We start from the raw sequence: 17,352 nt of genomic DNA, 5'->3' as shown, positions 1-17,352 counted from the left end.
GATTTTGAAGGTTTATGGATCCCTCCACATTTGACGGACTCCACTGTTCAAATATGCGTTTCAGGCTGCCGACCGGGTGTTTCGCCAGCCGCCCGGTATTCCGTCCCAAGGCTTGAGACACAGGGCGCTAGGCTTGACGTTTTGTCACCGGTCGTAGGGTTTTTTCCAGTTCGTCGAGAACCTTCATGGTGGGGCGGGACTGATTGCGGGATTTGAGCATTAGGATGCCGTACGAACTGATCGCGATGTTTACATCGGATGAGACAATCTGGATCTGCCTGTATTTGGCCTGCTGATGGGCCACTGCTGCAGAGAGAATTGTCAGCGCGTCCGTTTTTTCTAGATAGGCAAGTGTCATTAGCAGGGAGTCGCTTCCGATAATGTCTTTCGGAAGAGCTAGGTTCCTGTCTTGGAATATGCTTTCGAGTTTGCTGCGCGACTTTCCTCCTTTCCGTTGCAGGACCCATGGGAAAGGCGCCATATCCTCAAGTCGGACAGTAGATGCCTTCCTGAACAGAGGGTGGTTCTGACGCGCTGCGATGACCATGGGTTCCTCGCCGATCGGGGTGTAATGACACATCATGTTTCGCGCATCTTCCGGCGCTCGACCGATCATAATGTCGATGTCGCCATTTACCAGGTCATGAAAAAGGCCAACACTCGATCCGGTACGGATTTCGAGCGATATATCCGGGCTGTCACGCTGGATATTGAGGACGGCCATCGTCAAGAGATCAACCACGGGCCCGTCGATGGCCCCGATTGATACTGTGCCCGCCCCACCTGAGAGAAGCGCATTGAGCTCGTCCCGTGTGCGATCAAGTTCATCGAGCAGATTGTTGGCATGCCGGGTCAGAACACTGCCATAGGCGTTGATGACGAGACGGCGTCCTTCCCGCTGGAAGAGCGGGATACCAATCACATCTTCGAGATCTCCCAATAGCCGTGACGCGGCGGGCTGCGCCAGGCCGAGACTTTCAGCAGCGCTCTGGAGCGTGTTGTGGCGTGAAAGAGCCTGCAACAGCTGGAGATGCCGGAACTTCAGCCGGATATCGACGAACCATGAGGGGGGTAACAGCTGTTTCTCTTGCATGGGCTCAACATAACATGAGGAAGATGAAACATAACACTTTGTGCATTAGACATATCATAAAATATGTGAATTATTCCTCTTCAATCACCTCTGTCTTGTGCGGCAGGTGCAAAAAGAACTTTAGCGCTTTAGATGGAGGACGACGATGCTGGGTAAGGATCAGACAGGTCAGATCGGTGTGATCGGCCTTGGAGCGATGGGGCTTGGTGTTGCGAAATCATTGTTGCGTGCAGGTTTTGCGGTCGGCGCCTATGATGTGCGTGCAGAGGTTCTGACAGCGTTCGAGACTGAAGGTGGCAAGGCTTACACGTCACCAGCTGCCCTCGCAGCATCCTGTGATGTCCTGATCATTCAGGTGGTGAATGCGGAGCAGACAGAGCAGGTCCTCTTCGGCGAACAGGGGGCAGTGGACACGCTGAAACCTGGCTCTTTGGTCATTTCCTGCGCAACTGTAGCACCAGCCTTTATTGAAGGGCTTGAGACACGCCTGAGGAAGCGCGACATTTGGCTGCTTGATGCGCCGATGTCCGGGGGCGCCGCCAAGGCTGCTTCCGGCGAGATGACGCTGATGACCTCCGGTCCCGAAGAAGCCTATGCCCGCGCGGAAGCGGTTCTGCCTGCCGTGGCCGGAAAGGTCTATCGGCTCGGAGCTAAAGTAGGTGTCGGCACCCGTGTGAAAATCGTTAACCAGCACCTGGCCGGCATTCATATCGCCGCAGCTGCCGAAGCTATGGCGTTAGGATTACGGGAAGGTGCTGATCCGGCGACCCTGTTCGAAGTCATCACCAACAGCGCTGGCAATTCCTGGATGTTCGAAAACCGGGTGCCTCATATTCTTGCGGGAGATTATACGCCGCTGTCAGCGGTGGATATTTTCGTCAAGGATCTTGGTCTGGCGCTTGATACGGCCCGTCGGACGAAATTTCCCCTGCCTCTGGCGGCGACCGCGCATCAGATGTTCCTCAACGCGTCTGCGGCCGGACATGGTCGGGAAGATGATTCCGCAGTCATCAAGATTTTCCCGGGGATTACGTTGCCATCTTCTGACAAGGGAGAGGAAGCATGACCAGAGCTGGTGCTTTTATCGGCTGTATCGCGGATGATTTCACGGGCGCGACCGACATTGCCAGCACGCTGGTCCGTGCAGGCATGAAAACGGTGCAGACCATCGGTATTCCTGAGGCGGATGATCCGATGATCGCCGATGCCGAAGCTATTGTCGTCGCCCTCAAGTCACGCACTATTGCAGCGGAAGAGGCGGTGGCTCAGTCATTGGCCGCTCTGGACTTCCTGCGGTCTGCCGGCTGCCAACAGATTGTCTTCAAATATTGCTCCACTTTCGATTCCACTGAAAAGGGCAATATCGGTCCCGTTGCAGAGGCACTGGCCAAGGCTCTGGGACAAGAGGTGACGATTGCTGCACCCTCTTTCCCGGCCAATGGGCGCACGGTCTATAATGGCCATCTCTTCGTCGGTCATGCGCTGCTCAATGAAAGTGGGATGCAGAACCATCCGCTGACACCAATGAAGGATGCCAATCTCGTACGCGTGCTTCAGGCCCAGTCCACAGGAACTGTCGGGCTCATTGACCTTTCGACGGTTTTCAAGGGGGCGGAGCAAATCAGAGCAGCGATCGGGAAGGCTAAGGCCGAGGGGGCCACTCTTCTGATTGTTGACGCAATTTCCGAAGCTGATCTGACAGTGATCGGACAGGCCTGCCGCGATCATGTCCTGATCACGGGAGGTTCAGGAATTGCCCTGGGGCTACCCGATAATTTTAGGGCGAGCACCGAACTCTCTGGTGCGGATGCCGCAGTTCTGCCTGCCGTGGCCGGAAAGGATGTTGTCCTTGCCGGCAGTGGTTCGCTGAGGACAAATCTTCAGGTAGCACGCTGGATCGAGGCTGAGCGGCCAGCTTACCGGATTGATGTCATGAAGCTGGCTGCCGGTGAACCGGTTGCGGAAGAGGCGGTTGCCTTCTTCGACGCTCACGCCGGCCAGACCGTGCTCATCTACGCAACCAGCCCGGCTGATGAACTCAGACAGGTGCAGGCAGCGATAGGAGCCCAAAAGGCGGGGGAGATGGTCGAGCATGCTCTGGGTCGTATCGCGCATTTGTTGAAAAACCGGGGTGTCAGGCGCTTCGTCGTTGCCGGCGGAGAAACGTCAGGCGCTGTGGTTCAGGCGCTTGACGTCAAAGGTCTGCGTATTGGCGCGCCGATTGCGCCGGGCGTTCCTGCAACCGTATCAACGGGTAGCGAGCCGCTCGCACTTGCCCTGAAATCAGGCAATTTCGGTGAGGCTGACTTCTTCGAAAAAGCGCTGCTGGCATTGTCGGGAGATCAGTCATGATTGATGAAAGAGCATGCCGTGAAGAAATCTGCGCGATCGGGCAGGATCTGTATGCGCGCGGGCATACAAGCGGAAGCGCGGGAAACATCAGCGCCCGTCTTTCTGACGGCTGGCTGATCACGCCGACGGATGTTTGTTTGGGGCGCCTCACACCTGAGGGAATCGCCAAAACCGATTTTGAAGGCAATCAGGTTTCCGGGCCACGCGCCTCCAAAACGGTGACTCTGCATCGCAGGATTTATGAGCAGAGACCGGACTGCAACGGGATCATCCACACACATTCCACCCATCTTGTTGCGCTGACCTTAGCGGGTGTGGATGCCGAAGATGCCATTCTGCCGCCGATCACGCCGTATCAGGTCATGAAAATCGGGCGTGTCCCGCTGATCCCTTATGAACGTCCGGGATCGCCGAAAGCGGCAGCCCGTGTGGCCGAACTGGCTTCCTCTGTCAACGGCGTCATGCTGGATCGGCTCGGACCCGTCGTGTGGGGCAGTAGCGTGACAAGTGCCAGTGATGCGCTTGCGGAGCTCGAAGAAACGGCGCGCCTGTGGCTGATGACCACGCCACGGCCCGCGCCGCTGGATGATGCCGCGCTTGCGGAAATTGCGGCTGTGTTCGGGGTGAAATGGGACTGACTTGGCCTTTTCGAAAGCAGGAGAGGTCCTGATATGACCCCGATGGTTCTTTTGGCCAGCGCCATTGCCGGTATCGTGCTGATGCTGGTGCTGATCATCCGTTTTAAGCTGCATCCGATCCTGACGCTCCTTATTGTCAGCATGTTTGTCGCGCTTTTCGCCGGAATGCCTGCGGTCAAGATTGTTCCTGCGATCGAGGCGGGGATGGGCAAGACACTGGGCCATATCGCCATCATCATCGCTCTTGGGGCAATGATCGGAAAGATTGTGGAGGTTTCAGGGGGCGCCCAGGTTCTCGCGCGCGATCTTATCGCGCGTTTCGGAGGTCGGCGCGTCCCGCTCGCCCTGATGCTTGCAGGTTTTCTGATTGGCATTCCGGTCTTTTTTGAGGTCGGCGTGATTATGGTCATGCCGTTGCTCTACGGTGTGGCGAACGTGACCCGGCGCTCTCTCATGATTTTCGCACTCCCGATGTGTGCGGCCATGTTGACAGTGCACTCGTTTCTGCCGCCGCATCCCGGTCCGGCCGCCGCTGCGGCACAGATCGGCGCAAATATGGGACGTATTCTGGTGTTCGGGGTGCCGATCACCCTTATGGTCTGTGGGGCCGGGGCGCTGATTGCACAGCGCATGACGCATCGCGAGTTCACATATGCGTCAGACATCCAGGCAGCAATTAATGGATGTGAGGACGGAACGTTCAATGCCCAGCCGGAAGTATCCGCCCATGCGCTGCCTTCAGCCGAATCACCCGGATTCTGGCTGATTGTCGGGCTGATCCTGCTTCCGATCGTCCTGATCATGCTTGGCACCACGCTGTCGATCTTTCTGCCGGCCGCCTCTTCCTATGCCGGAGCTGCCCATCTTGTCGGCTCGCCGGTAACGGCGCTGCTCCTCGACACTCTCCTTGCCGGCTATACGTTGGGACTGCGACGGGGATGGAGCTTTGAGCAGGTCTCGACGGTCATCGGATCTGCGGTCCCCGGTGTCGCCCTTGTGATCCTGATCGCCGGCTGTGGCGGCGTGTTTGGGAACATTTTGGTAGAAAGCGGCATCGGCCACGTCATCTCTGATATACTCCGTACGACCGGACTGCCTGCGCTTGCCCTGGCTTTTATCCTGAGCATGATCCTGCGCGCAGTGCAGGGATCGACGACGGTGGCGCTTGTGACGACCGCAGGGATTCTTGGTCCCATGATCTCGGAGATGCATGCCAATCCCAACCAGCTTGCCCTGCTTGCGCTCGCCATGGGGGGCGGGGGCCTGTCGGTTTCTCATGTCAACGACGCAGGGTTCTGGATCTTCACGAAACTGTCGGGGATCGACGTTGCCGATGGCCTGCGGACCTGGACCGTTCTGACGACCACGCTCGGTGTCCTGGGGTTTCTGGCCACCTGTCTGCTGTGGCCTTTCGTCTCGTAGTTCATTGCAAGGGAAGTCTCTCGTCATGCCTGCTTTTGCCGCAAACCTGACTATGAATTACCCGGAACTTGAGTTCCTCGAGCGCTTCGATGCCGCCGCGCGTGACGGTTTCAAGGGAGTCGAATTTCTGTTCCCTTACGCTTTTGACAGGCAGGATCTGTGCGCCCGGGTCAGGGGAAATGATCTGCATGTCGCGTTGTTCAACGCACCACCAGGAGACTGGGATCGAGGTGAGCGTGGACTGGCGGCGCTGCCTGGCCGTGAGGAGGAGTTCCGCCGTACGATCGGGGCCGCACTGGAGTATTCCCAGGCTCTCGGAAACAGTCGCCTGCATGTCATGGCTGGTTTGCGCGATGTCGGAATCCCGCATGAGAAGCAGATGGAGACTTACCTTCGGAATATCGAATACGCGGCGTCTCAGGCGCAATCCATAGGACTGACCATTGTTCTGGAGGCCATTAACACGCGCAACATGCCGGGTTATTTCCTGAATTATCAGGAGGAGACAAAAGCGGTCTGTGATCTGGTTAGGGCAGATAACGTCCAGATCCAGTTCGATGTTTATCATGCGCAGATCATGCAGGGTGACCTCGCGGTTCGACTGGAAACTCTGTTTGGATCAATCGGTCACATTCAGGTAGCCAGCGTCCCGGAGCGGCACGAACCAGATGAGGGAGAGATCAATTACCCCTATCTCTTCGCTCTGCTGGATCGTCTTGGTTATCGGGGCTGGATTGGATGCGAATACAACCCGCGGGCTTCGACCTCCGAAGGTCTGGACTGGTTAAGTCCATGGCGAGGAGCTACCGCAGAAACGCCTTAGGTCACTCCGGCAGAGCATCCGTTCCAGAGTCTGGCGGTAGCAAGTCCCTGAGATGCTCGGATCAGCCTTGACCGGAATTGAGCAGGCGGCTGTTTCTCTCGCCCCGGAAAGGTTTGCTGGCATCGAGGAAATCCTCGTTCGTCCGCATCGTGTAGGCAATGACGACGAGATAGGTGATGGCACGTGTCAGTTCGAGGCGTGTCACCAGATCTGTTTCCTGGGCGTCCAGAACACGCAGGCGCCTAACCGCCGCTTCCGCAATACGGGCCGCCTTGTCATGCCGCTTCGTGGATTGTTCCACATAATGCAGAACCAGAAGGATCGGACGTCGCGCGCTTTCGGGCAAGTATTCACGGTCCAGAAGTGCGCGGAGCCTGATGACGTTCAGGCCTAGCGTCAACGTTGCCAGCGTGCCCAGAATACACGCTTCGATCAGCGGGGCCGGGGTGGGGCCAGCATGGCGGATCAGCCGGGCAAAGCGATCCGTATTGCGACCGATCCAGACGCTGATGCGTGGCGTGAAGCCCGGATGTGCCAGATGCTGCAGTTCTCTGAGCATGATTCGACGCAGACGGAAGCGCTCGGCATCGCTGCTGAACGGCAGGACGCTCCGGAACACGATGACACTGACAGCCACCGCCAGAACAGTCGCCATATTCCCATTGTAGAAGGCGATTTCGTTCATGACGTGATGGTTCTCAAGCCCCAGCATTGCTGGCAGCAGAAGCCCGTAGGCCGCTGAGCCACCAGCCGTGGATGGATTACCCTTCGCCAGGCCGCCCAGAAACATTGCTGGCCCTAGAAAGAGCGTGAGAGTCTCGAAGGTCGTGACTTTCGGCATGAGTACGAAAACCAGAATCCATGCCATGAAATAAGCCGCGACGGCTCCTTTGAGGAATTCGGTTGTGCCAAGGACGGGGTTTTCCTTGGTCGCAAACAGACCACAGACCAGCGTCGTAATAGCAATAAAACCAAGCCCGTTCGGCCAAGCAGTTACTTCATAGATATAGGCCGTTATCAGAACAGCGCACGCGCCGCGCAAACCGTTATGCACCGCTTCACGGGTGTCGCGATGGGTTTCAAGCTGGAAATGGAAATGATCGCCTTTGATGCGATGTGTACTGGCCTCGTATTCCTTGATGGCCTGCTCCAGATCTCCCAGAAGTTCGCCCAGGGAGACGAACAGGATACGTTCATCCAGCCTGTCTTCCTGCATTTCCTGACCTTCGTCAGTTTGGTCAAAGGGTTCGAGGCCGGGGATGGGTTCAAGGTTCGAGCGGATGTCGCTTTCGCGATGTGGCGCGGCATAAAGGCGGCAGATGTCGCGAAAGTGCTGAAGGTCCGCAAGCAGGGCAGGAACGGCATTCTGGTCCGGCAGGCGCTGCGGGAACTGCTTGAGGAAGGCGAGGATCTCGTCAGCGGTTTTCGTGAACGCCGGATGATTGTGGTTGAGCACCTGAAGGCGCATGGCCATGCCGAAGCCGCGGGATAGAAGAGCTGAAACCGCTGCGAGCGCCGCGCGTGCGTGATCGCCTTCATGGCCGTGCGGTCCCATCTCGACTTCAGCGAACTCGATCTGGTCATTGATTGTCAAAATCGTCCCGAATTGTCTCCGTGCGGCATTCAGCGCGCCGCGCTCTTCGCCCAGAAGACTGCATAAGGTGGTGGTGACGAGGACTAGAGCGGATTCAAGTTTCTGTCGAAGCTGTGCCCTGGCATGTCTTTCTTGGCTCGTCGCGAAAATGAGACCCATGAAAGCTTCGCACAGCACACCAAGCACGATGTATGTGCCACGCGACATCGCGACCATGAAGATATTGTCCGGATTGGACGCGGCACCCATACAGATGATCGAACAGGTATATCCCGCAAGAACAAGGGCATAAGAGCGGAAGTTACTGACGAATGTTGCAAATCCGCTGCACAGACCGATCCATAAGGCGACCATGGGAAAGAACATCCATGGAGCCTGGGGGGCGGCTGCCATGATGGTGATGGCGGCGATGGCGCCACTGATGGTGCCGACGATACGCCATTTTGCCTTGGACTGGCTTTCGCCACGGCTGGTTTGTGCAACAGCCCAGACGGTCATGGCAGCCCAGGCCGGATCGTCCAGCTCCATCCAGAACGCGATTCCGACGGCCAGACAGGCTGCAACGGTGTTGCGCAGGGCAAAGGTGACGGAAGAGGGGCTGGGTGCATACAGCCACGAGAGAAAGGGACGCGCGCGCGGCCGCAGAGGTGCAGGCCGTGTGGTCGTATTATCCGGAGTCGGTTGCCCCGAGGATATAGTGCTGCCACTCATTGCGTGAGTGTCTTAGCCCTAACAACATTATCCGGCGAGAGAGGAAATTTCCATTCTGATATCTGTTATAAATTTTGTATATTCGCGTGTCTTCGACTCCTCATCGGGGAGGCACAACAGTTAAGACGGGTGTATGGTTACCCGTCCGATACTTCCATTTACGAGTGGAGTAGGTTTTGAACGCTCACGCGACACTTTTGCCTGACGCACCAAAATAGCACTCGCACCTGTAACGCCCAGCATCATTGTCACTTTGGAAGCTAGAGCCTCGCGCTCGGTTGCCAGCCACGGAGAGTAGACGGTTATCTCTGCCGCGTCGGGTCTTCTCCTGCAACAAGCTCCGTGTTGCATGCCGATAGTGGGCTTTGGTAGTCGATGATCGTTTTCCGCGCAGGTTGGCCAAGGAAGGAGAGGGTCAATATCGGCGGCGTCAGGATGCAGCGCACCGGAGCAATTCCGTTCCACCACTCATTGCCGGCAGCTGTATGCAAGATTGCCTGCATCCGAGACGACTTTGGCAGGATCGACAATACCTCCTTCCAGTTCCGGGGCAAAACGGTATTTCTGACTATCCTAGCAGAATGCCCGCTCTGGAGGCATCGTGACTCAGGGCGTCTGCAAGTGCGGCCGCCTGACTGTTGATAAGAGTGGAAGCATGGCAGTTACGGATGACCTGCCAGTCAGGACTGCGGTCGCCCGGCATCTGGCAATGTAGGTCAAGCATACGTTTTCGGCTCTCGATTGCGAGGCTCTTTGAGCTGTTCTACAAGTTCATTAGGGGCGGTTAGGTTATTACGCAGTGTCTAAAGTGTAAAACAAAGTAACTAAAACCACTGAGGCGCCTCTGATACGAAAGCAGACGGGAATATTTTCACGAAAGACCGGAAAGGGCTGGTTGTCAAAGGGGTGCTAGGAAGAGTACGCGTGGTAGAAGGGACGTAAAGGTCGGATAGAACCTTTATGGTGAACTGTAATAGACTCGGTTTCTACTCTATATTGACGAAATTTCCGTGAACGAGGGCGTCAGCTGGAAAAATTGTTTGTCTTTGAGAGCACAACAGTTTCGTGGTTCATGTTACCATTCCAGATATGGTCTGCAAGATTGAATACTACGGGATAGGTGCTTGCTTTTTTTGTTTGCGGGTTATTTTGATATGATGATATTTTTGATCCGGAAAAGGCGTTCGCTAAATATTTCTATTCCGCATTTACCTAGCCTGTTATAGGCGTTATGGAACTAAAAAACATTAGAGCAGAGGGGTGAAATATTATGTCCGAGAACACTTCCAGTACAGGTCTCCTGGAACTTACTGCCAAGATCGTTGCTGCTCAGGCCTCCCGTGGAACACTTGAAGCAGAAACACTGCCCGCCCTGATCCGCCAAGTATATGACGCCCTCGCTAAGGCAGGAACTCCCGAGGAAGAGCCGCAATCCGAGCGCCCGCAGCCGGCAGTTCCCATCAAACGCTCTGTTTTTCCGGACTATATCATCTGTCTCGAAGACGGCAAGAAGCTGAAAATGCTCAAGCGCCATCTTCAGAGCGCTTATGATATGACACCGGAACAGTATCGTGAGCGGTGGGGTCTTCCCTCGGATTATCCGCTGGTCGCTCCCAACTATGCCCAGCGTCGTTCTGCTCTGGCGCGCGAGATCGGCCTTGGACGCAAGATCAGTGCCGCAACCGGCGAAGGCAAGAAAGATGGTGCCCGCGGACGTCGTACCAAGAAGGAGAACTGAGTATCGTCAGGGCTGGCTGGTGGGATTTTTCCAAAGAGGAGTGGTATCGCCAGCCGGTTCTTTTGAGACGACAAGGACAGGAGCGGTTCCATTAACGCTGAACTGAGTGCTTTTTTGGCGGGGCAGGTCAAACGCAGGCAATTGTTGCTCTGGCGGGTAGGGGCTCTTGTTGCATTTGTTGGTGCCGTGGTCATTTCGATGGCCGGTCATGGCGGTGCCGTCAGTACGAGCTCCATTCAGCGACCGCACATCGTCCGGCTAGTCATCAGCGGCATCATAAAAAATGACGTCTCCCAGACTGTGCGGGCACTGAAACAGGCGCGGAATTCGTCCGATGTGACTGGACTTCTGCTTGTGGTGGATAGCCCTGGCGGTGGTGTGACAGGAGGAGAGCGCCTGCACGAAGCCGTCAAGCGCTTTGCCGCCGTCAAGCCCGTCTCTGTTTCCATGGGGGATATGGGCGCCTCTGCCGCTTATATGCTATCCGTGCCCGCCCAGCATATCGTGGCGTTACCCTCTACGCTGACCGGTTCAATCGGCGTTCTTTTACAGCGCCCCGATGTCTCGGCTGGGTTGGAGCGTCTCGGTATCGGCATGGATGCCATCACGTCCGGCGCCATGAAGAATCAGACCGATCCCACCAGTGCTCTGACGCCCGAAGGTCGGCAGATGCTTCAGGAACTCGTGAATGACTTGTTTGGCCAGTTTGTTTCGATGGTCGCCGAAGGTCGCCATCTGACCGAGGAAAAGGTCCGATCCCTTGCGGACGGCCGGGCCTATACGGGCCGCCAGGCGATTGCCCTGGGGCTGGTGGACGAGCTTGGAGATGAAGATGTGGCCCGGCTCTGGCTCAGGAAACAGCTGAAGATCGGTAATGCATCTTATCCCGTAGTGCCACTAATCCCCGAGCATTCAAGGTACTGGTATCAATGGCCTGATAAAAAGGCACTTCTGAAGGGCCTGTTGGGTGGAACTTTCTCAAGTGTGATCGATCGCGAGGGCCTTGACGGAGCCGTTGCGATTTTGCAACTCTGATGACCCGTTTCAGAAGGCGGAGTCAGGTGGAACAGCTGTCATGACCCGATCCGAACTTATCGCCGAACTGTCGGCCGCGTACCCACATCTTCTTACCCGCGATATCGAACGTATCGTTCATGCGGTCTTTGACGAGATCGGGGCGGCGCTTGCGCGGGGAGACCGGGTCGAACTGCGGGGCTTCGGAGCTTTTCTTCCCCGCGAACGGGCAGCCAGGACGGGGCGTAATCCCCGGACCGGTGATGTCGTGCCGGTCGAGGAAAAAAGCGTTCCCTTCTTCAAGGTGGGCAAGGAACTTAGGGAACGCGTCAACCAACGTCTGTCTACTCGCAAAAACGCTGACTGAACGGGCTGTGTCCGTGTTGCATCAAGCGCGTGCGAGGAACACCCTGCGTCAGGCCTGGGGCTGGTTCGAAGGGCCAGTTCTGCAGTATTGTAAGGCCATGAAACCTGTCCCACATTTTCTGGTTGTGTCTGCCTGGGTCGGCAGCCTGTGTCTGGTGGGAGGATCTGTTCTGGCTCCGTCAGGCGCTCTAGCTCATGGAGTATTGAAAACTCCGGCCAGGACATCGCTGCATCACACGGCCAGATCGCGTTCGACGCAGGCGAAAATCTGTTACCGAATAGCATCCGGCGTTATTGTGCTGGAGCAGATGCCCAACAGCGGCCGACGTCTTGGACGTGGAAGCGGGTTTGCCCCGGTTGGGGAAGCGGTCTTCCGTTCCAGCAACCGGCTTCATGCGTGTCCCGGGGCGCACGGGCGCCGGGGATAGGGAGACGGGACCGTCTCCCGTATTTGCCCTAGTCGTGGCCCTTGAGGTTGCTGATTTCTGAAAGAAGAAAATCCCGGAACACTGCGATCCGTTTAGATGTCCGCAATTCTTCTGGATAGACGAAATAGGCCTCCACCAGCGGGACCTGCTGGTTCGGCAGGATCCGGACGAGTCCGGGATAGCCCGTGGCGGCATAAAGGGGCAGTGAGCCGATCCCGGTTCCAGCCGCAATGGCGTTTGCAACCGCAGAAATATTATTGATCGCTAGTCGCCGGCTCCCTTGGCGTGCAACGCCTTCCTGCCGCAGCAGATCCAGCAACCAGTTCACGTTGGGAAGTGGCAGATGCCAGCCTGCGAAGCTTATGATCTGGTGATTGGCAAGGTCTTCCAGAGAGTGTGGTGTGCCGTTGCGCTCAAGATATTCGGCGCTGGCATAAATTGGCATGGGAAAATTCGCGAGATGACGTTGAACCAGATCCGGCTGGGTCGGCGGATGGAGCCTGATCGCAACATCGGCCTCCCGCATGCCCAGATCCAGATCTGCATCTTCGAGCAGAAGCGTGACTTCGATATCGGGATGCAGCTCTAGAAACCGGTTCAGGCGCGGAGAAAGCCAGGACAGGCCAAAGCCGGTCGTCGTGGTGATCTTGATCTTGCCAGCCGCCCGTTCCTTGCTCTCGCTCAGGAAGGCCTGGGTGAGGGCGAGTTTCGAGAAGACTTCCCGCACGGTACGATTCAGGACATCGCCCTGTTCCGTCAGGATCAGCCCACGCGCATGCCGATGGAACAGAGGCACACGCAGGACATCTTCAAGCGCGGAAATCTGGCGCGAAACTGCCGACTGACTCAGTCCCAGCCGGTCGCCGGCATGAGTGAAGGAACCGGCTTCTGCCACGGCGTGAAAAATCCGCAGCTTGTCCCAGTCCATCTGGTTTTCTCCCCGTTCGCCGATGCGACGGTCTTCGTCCTTCTTACCCATACGTCCCGGCGTTATCCGTCAAGATATGTCGTTGAATGGACGAAACTGTCTGAAGCGCAGGCGAGGGTCAAGTTTTTGTCATGGCAGGTATGCCAGAAAGATATCGTTCTGCCTCAAGCGCCGCCATGCAGCCCGTTCCGGCTGCCGTCACGGCTTGCCGGAAAATCCGGTCCTGGATATCACCGGCTGCGAATACTCCTTTGACTGACGTGCCTGTGCCATCGTTTTCCGTCAGGATATATCCATCGCTGTCACAAGCGACTTCATGCCGGAACGGACCGGCATTGGGCGTATGACCGATGGCCACGAACACGCCATCCACGTCCAGCTTAGAGAGTGCGCCCGTCTGCGTGTCCTTCAGGGCCACGCCGCAGACGACTTCCGGGTCACCCGCGCCCAGGATTTCCTCGACAGCTTGGTTCCAGTGAACTTCGACCTTTGGGTTGGAGAACAGGCGCTCCTGCAGTATGCGCTCGGCCCGCAGGCTGTCACGGCGATGGATCAGATGCACCTTGTCCGCATGATGCGTCAGGTACAGCGCTTCCTCGACCGCCGTATTGCCGCCGCCGATAACGGCGACCGTCTTGCCGCGATAGAAGAAGCCGTCGCAGGTCGCGCAGGCTGAAACGCCACCACGTTGGAGGCGCTTTTCCGATTCGAGGCCGAGCCACTTGGCCTGGGCTCCCGTGGCGATCACAACTGTGCGTGCCCGGAATTCGTCTCCAGAATCTCCGACTAGCCGGAAATATCCGTCCGGCCCCGGACCGTTCTTTAGGTCGGCCTTTACGATCAGGTCATAAACCAGTTGCGTCCCGACGTGCTCGGCCTGCGCGCGCATCTGCTCCATCAGCCAGGGGCCCTGCACAGGATTCGCAAAGCCGGGATAGTTTTCAACATCAGTCGTGATGGTGAGCTGACCGCCGGGCTGCATCCCGGTGACGAGAATCGGCTTGAGGCTCGCGCGGGCCGCGTAGATCGCAGCGGTGTAACCAGCAGGGCCGGCGCCAACGACCAGCAGATCCGTATGATGGATTTCAGGCATGATGGGTCCTCAATGGGTATCTGGTCCCCCATATAAAGACTTCCGACGCATCTGCCATCTTTGCGGATCATGTCACCTGCCATATATGTCAGAGTGAAATGAACGTACCGCCACACCCCGCACCGATTGAACTGGACGCCATCGACCGGCAGATCATTGCCGAACTTCAGGTCGATGGACGCATGACCAACGTGGAACTCGCCCGTCGGACCGGCATTTCCGCGCCCCCCTGTCTGCGACGTGTCCGGCGGCTTGAAGAAATGGGGATCATCAAGGGCTACCATGCAGAAGTGGATGCGGCCCTGCTGGGCTGGTCCCTGAATTTCTATGCCCTGATTGGTCTCGAGAGCCAGAAAGGCAGCGTGTTGGAAGCCTTTGAGGCACAGGTCGGCGCCTGGCCCGAAACGCGGGAATGCCATATGATTCGTGGTGGCGGCGATTTCCTCGTGCGCCTTGTTGCCCGCGACGCCGCCCACCAGAATGCCCTGACGCGCCTGTTGACCGACAGCCCGCATGTCGTCCGCGTCCAAACTCTCCAGACCATCCATACAAGCCGTGATCTTGCCGGCGTGCCGATCTGACGGCTGATCCCATGACCGCCTCGCGGCTGCTGCCGCTTCCGGCCGAAATGAGTGTCATCGTCCCGTGTTACAACGAGGTCGCCAATGTGAGGCCCATGGTCGCCGCGTTGGACAGCGCGCTTGAAGGCCGGAAATGGGAAGTCATCTTCGTCGATGACAGCTCTCCGGACGGCACGGCGGCCGAGGTGTCCCGCATTGCACGTCTGGACCCGCGGGTCCGGGTGCTGTGCCGGGTCGGGCGCCGTGGCCTGTCATCCGCCGTGATTGAAGGAATTCTCTCATCAAGTGCCCCGTGGGTCGCGGTTATGGACGGTGATCTGCAGCATGATGAATCCGTCCTGCGCACCATGCTGGCCGAACTGCAATCCGGCGCGGATATCGTCGTGGCGAGTCGACATGTCGAAGGCGGAGATAGCGCCGGACTGGCGGGGCACTGGCGACACATGCTCTCAGATGCGGGCATCCGAGCCGCGCAGGCCATCATGCCGCATCCGCTCAGTGATCCGATGAGCGGTTTTTTCGCCATGCGTCGCGATCTCTTTGACACCCTGCTACACCGACTATCGGGAACAGGCTTCAAGATTCTACTCGATCTGGTGATGTCAGCACCCCGGACCGTGCGTATCGTCGAGGTGCCTTTTGTATTCCGCCCGCGGCAGGCCGGCGAGAGCAAGCTCGATATCGTGGTCCTGATCCAGTTTGCGACCATGCTGCTCGACAAGCTGGCTCGAGGCTGGCTGCCGACGCGTTTCATGGCTTTTGCGCTGGTCGGGCTGATTGGCGTGGCCGTCAATGTGGCCGTCCTGAATCTGGCAGGCGCCTGCGGTCTGAGTTTTTCTTGGGCCCAGCTGGCCGGAACAGCCGTCGCCATCCTGACGAATTTCATGCTCAACAACCGATTCACCTATCATGACCGTCGTCTGAAAGGGATGAAGCTCTGGCGCGGACTGGTCATTTTCATTGCCGTTTGCTCGCTGGGTGCGATCGCCAATATTGGTATTGCCCGCATGATGCTGGACAGCGCCGGCCATGGCCATTGGGACCGTTCCTCCGCTGCCGGAGCTGTCGTCGGCGTTGTCTGGAACTACGCGGTCTCTTCCACGCTTGTCTGGCGCTGACATTGTGAGTGATACCCCGCGCCAACTTCGGCTGTTCTGGGCGTTTCTTGTCCTTCTGACCGTTATCCGGCTGTGTCTGGCGGCCAATGTCCCGTTGACGCCCGACGAGGCCTACTACTGGGTCTGGTCCCGCAATCTTCAGCCAGGCTATCTGGATCATCCCTTCATGGTTGCCCTCTGGATCCGTGTCGGGACATGGATCGCCGGGGAGACACCGCTGGGTGTCCGTCTGCTGGGTCCGCTCTCCGTTCTGCCCGGAAGCTGGGCGCTTTATCACGCAGCACGGCGTCTGCTGCCGTCCTGCTCATGGCCAAAGTCCGGCTTCGGGGCTGTGCTGCTGCTCAATGCTACGCTCATGCTGGGTCTGGGCGCCGTCACCATGACGCCAGACACCCCGCTTCTGTTCTTCATCACGCTATTTCTTTACACGCTCAGCCGTGCTGTCGATCCAGAGTTGAAACCGCGTGCTACTCTTCCGTGGTGGATCGGTTCGGCTGTTCTTCTGGGGCTGGCTTTTGATTCAAAATACACCGCCGTCCTGATCTGTGCCGGACTGGGGGGCGCTGTCCTTGCGACGGGACGCTTGCGCCGTCAGTTTGGTCCGTGGTTGGCCATTCCGGTCCTGTTTTTGGCGATGTCACCTGTCATCCTGTGGAATGCGTATCACCACTGGGCCAGCTTCATCAGACAGGGAGGCAGGGCGGGAGACTGGCATCCGGCTCGTGCCGTCCAGTTCATGGGCGAGCTGATCGGGGGGCAGATTGGCCTCGCCACGCCGCTCATTTTCGTTCTGTTCGCGGTCGGGCTCTGGGTCTGTCTCAAACGCAATCGCCTTCTGGCCTGGCTGGCTCTTGTGCCGATGGTCGTGTTCGTCACGCATGCCTTCGGGGACCGGGTCCAGCCAAACTGGCCGGCAGTGATCTATCCTGTCTTTGCCCTGGCTGCTCTTGAAACAGGCTGGCGCGTCCGCTGGCCCGTCATCAGCGGGCTGGCGCTGACGCTCATTGTCTGTATTCAGGCGGTTTTTTCGCCGCTGCACCTTGTGCCCCATCGGGATCCGGTTTTGCGTCTGACCGGCGGCTGGGAAACCTTTTCCCGACAGCTCGCTCTGAAGGCCAAAGCCGAAGGCGCAACCGCGCTTGCCGCTGAGGATTACGCTCTCGCCTCAAGGTTGGCGTTCACTCAGGATATCCTACCCGTGATCGGGACGGATACGCGCTGGCAGCTTTTCCGCCTTTCTCCAGCAATGAGCGCAAAAGCCGTCATGGTCGAGGAGCAGCGGCATGGCACGGTTCCAGAAAAATCCGCAACACTGTGCCGGGAAGTCCGCGCTCAACCCATCCGCTGCTTCACCGTCAGCCCGCCAAGTTTCACGATAGGTGTGCAGCTTCCCGGGCGTTCTTAAACCTCTCCTTAAGAACTCGCCCGTCATACTGGGAACACTCAGGAGGCG

16 protein-coding genes are annotated in these 17,352 nt (G+C 57.7%); 11 read left to right on the top strand and 5 right to left on the bottom strand.

The window, feature by feature from the left end:
* Nucleotides 1–127: 127 nt before the first annotated feature.
* Nucleotides 128–1,093, bottom strand: a complete 966-nt coding sequence (locus GSP01_RS09590) for a LysR family transcriptional regulator (protein WP_141353022.1) — start codon at nt 1,091–1,093, stop codon at nt 128–130.
* Nucleotides 1,094–1,238: 145 nt separating this feature from the next.
* Between GSP01_RS09590 and ltnD the strand changes: the two genes are divergently transcribed.
* Genes ltnD through otnI form a run of 5 tightly spaced genes read left to right on the top strand, consistent with a single transcriptional unit; the run spans nt 1,239 to nt 6,328 of the window.
* Nucleotides 1,239–2,159, top strand: coding sequence for an L-threonate dehydrogenase (ltnD, locus tag GSP01_RS09585; RefSeq protein WP_141353020.1), 921 nt, complete (start codon nt 1,239–1,241; stop codon nt 2,157–2,159).
* The gene (otnK, locus tag GSP01_RS09580; protein ID WP_141353018.1) at nt 2,156–3,445 is read left to right on the top strand and encodes a 3-oxo-tetronate kinase; all 1,290 of its coding nucleotides are present in this window, start codon (nt 2,156–2,158) and stop codon (nt 3,443–3,445) included. Before ltnD ends, otnK begins: the two co-directional genes overlap by 4 nt.
* The gene (gene otnC / locus GSP01_RS09575; protein ID WP_141353016.1) at nt 3,442–4,083 is read left to right on the top strand and encodes a 3-oxo-tetronate 4-phosphate decarboxylase; all 642 of its coding nucleotides are present in this window, start codon (nt 3,442–3,444) and stop codon (nt 4,081–4,083) included. The genes otnK and otnC overlap by 4 nt, the downstream gene beginning before the upstream one ends.
* A 33-nt stretch (nt 4,084–4,116) precedes the next feature.
* The gene (locus GSP01_RS09570) at nt 4,117–5,505 is read left to right on the top strand and encodes a GntT/GntP/DsdX family permease (RefSeq protein ID WP_141353014.1); all 1,389 of its coding nucleotides are present in this window, start codon (nt 4,117–4,119) and stop codon (nt 5,503–5,505) included.
* A 25-nt stretch (nt 5,506–5,530) separates the two neighbouring features.
* A complete protein-coding gene (gene otnI / locus GSP01_RS09565; protein ID WP_141353012.1) occupies nt 5,531–6,328 on the top strand; it encodes a 2-oxo-tetronate isomerase in 798 nt (265 codons plus the stop codon).
* Nucleotides 6,329–6,389: 61 nt separating this feature from the next.
* Here the strand turns inward: otnI and GSP01_RS09560 are convergent, their stop codons facing one another.
* Together GSP01_RS09560 and GSP01_RS09555 are read right to left on the bottom strand one after the other, a co-directional pair.
* Nucleotides 6,390–8,633: an FUSC family protein gene (locus tag GSP01_RS09560; protein WP_141353010.1), complete on the bottom strand. Its 2,244-nt coding sequence runs from the start codon at nt 8,631–8,633 to the stop codon at nt 6,390–6,392.
* 302 nt (nt 8,634–8,935) lie between these two features.
* Nucleotides 8,936–9,124, bottom strand: a complete 189-nt coding sequence (locus GSP01_RS09555) for a hypothetical protein (protein WP_141353008.1) — start codon at nt 9,122–9,124, stop codon at nt 8,936–8,938.
* 779 nt (nt 9,125–9,903) lie between these two features.
* Between GSP01_RS09555 and GSP01_RS09550 the strand changes: the two genes are divergently transcribed.
* The 3 genes from GSP01_RS09550 (at nt 9,904) to GSP01_RS09540 (ending at nt 11,752) form a co-directional block, all read left to right on the top strand.
* Nucleotides 9,904–10,371 carry a MucR family transcriptional regulator gene (locus tag GSP01_RS09550; RefSeq protein WP_141353006.1) on the top strand — a complete coding sequence of 156 codons (468 nt, stop codon included), beginning with the start codon at nt 9,904–9,906 and terminating at the stop codon, nt 10,369–10,371.
* A gap of 90 nt (nt 10,372–10,461) precedes the next feature.
* A complete protein-coding gene (gene sppA, locus GSP01_RS09545) occupies nt 10,462–11,406 on the top strand; it encodes a signal peptide peptidase SppA (RefSeq protein ID WP_141353004.1) in 945 nt (314 codons plus the stop codon).
* Between the two features lie 40 nt (nt 11,407–11,446).
* A complete protein-coding gene (locus GSP01_RS09540; protein ID WP_141353002.1) occupies nt 11,447–11,752 on the top strand; it encodes an integration host factor subunit beta in 306 nt (101 codons plus the stop codon).
* A gap of 455 nt (nt 11,753–12,207) precedes the next feature.
* On the opposite strand, the gene GSP01_RS09530 is transcribed toward GSP01_RS09540, so the two are convergent.
* On the bottom strand, nt 12,208–13,107 hold the full coding sequence (locus GSP01_RS09530; RefSeq protein ID WP_141353052.1) for a LysR family transcriptional regulator: 900 nt from the start codon (nt 13,105–13,107) through the stop codon (nt 12,208–12,210).
* A 118-nt stretch (nt 13,108–13,225) separates the two neighbouring features.
* Nucleotides 13,226–14,200 (bottom strand): thioredoxin-disulfide reductase, encoded by a 975-nt coding sequence (gene trxB / locus GSP01_RS09525; protein ID WP_141353000.1) that lies wholly within the window; start codon nt 14,198–14,200, stop codon nt 13,226–13,228.
* A 98-nt stretch (nt 14,201–14,298) separates the two neighbouring features.
* Here trxB and GSP01_RS09520 point away from each other — a divergent pair, with 98 nt between their 5' ends.
* The 3 genes from GSP01_RS09520 to GSP01_RS09510 are packed head-to-tail and all read left to right on the top strand — an operon-like array spanning nt 14,299 to nt 17,304.
* Nucleotides 14,299–14,781, top strand: coding sequence for an Lrp/AsnC family transcriptional regulator (locus GSP01_RS09520; RefSeq protein ID WP_141352998.1), 483 nt, complete (start codon nt 14,299–14,301; stop codon nt 14,779–14,781).
* An 11-nt stretch (nt 14,782–14,792) separates the two neighbouring features.
* On the top strand, nt 14,793–15,899 hold the full coding sequence (locus GSP01_RS09515) for a glycosyltransferase (protein WP_141352996.1): 1,107 nt from the start codon (nt 14,793–14,795) through the stop codon (nt 15,897–15,899).
* Nucleotides 15,900–15,903: 4 nt separating this feature from the next.
* The gene (locus GSP01_RS09510) at nt 15,904–17,304 is read left to right on the top strand and encodes an ArnT family glycosyltransferase (protein WP_255320890.1); all 1,401 of its coding nucleotides are present in this window, start codon (nt 15,904–15,906) and stop codon (nt 17,302–17,304) included.
* The last annotated feature ends 48 nt before the right edge of the window (nt 17,305–17,352 follow it).

It is taken from the genome of Gluconobacter sphaericus NBRC 12467 (assembly GCF_006539125.1).
GTDB lineage: Bacteria > Pseudomonadota > Alphaproteobacteria > Acetobacterales > Acetobacteraceae > Gluconobacter > Gluconobacter sphaericus.
Note: the sequence above shows the minus strand (reverse complement) of the source record. Positions and strands in the feature narration are given on the sequence as shown.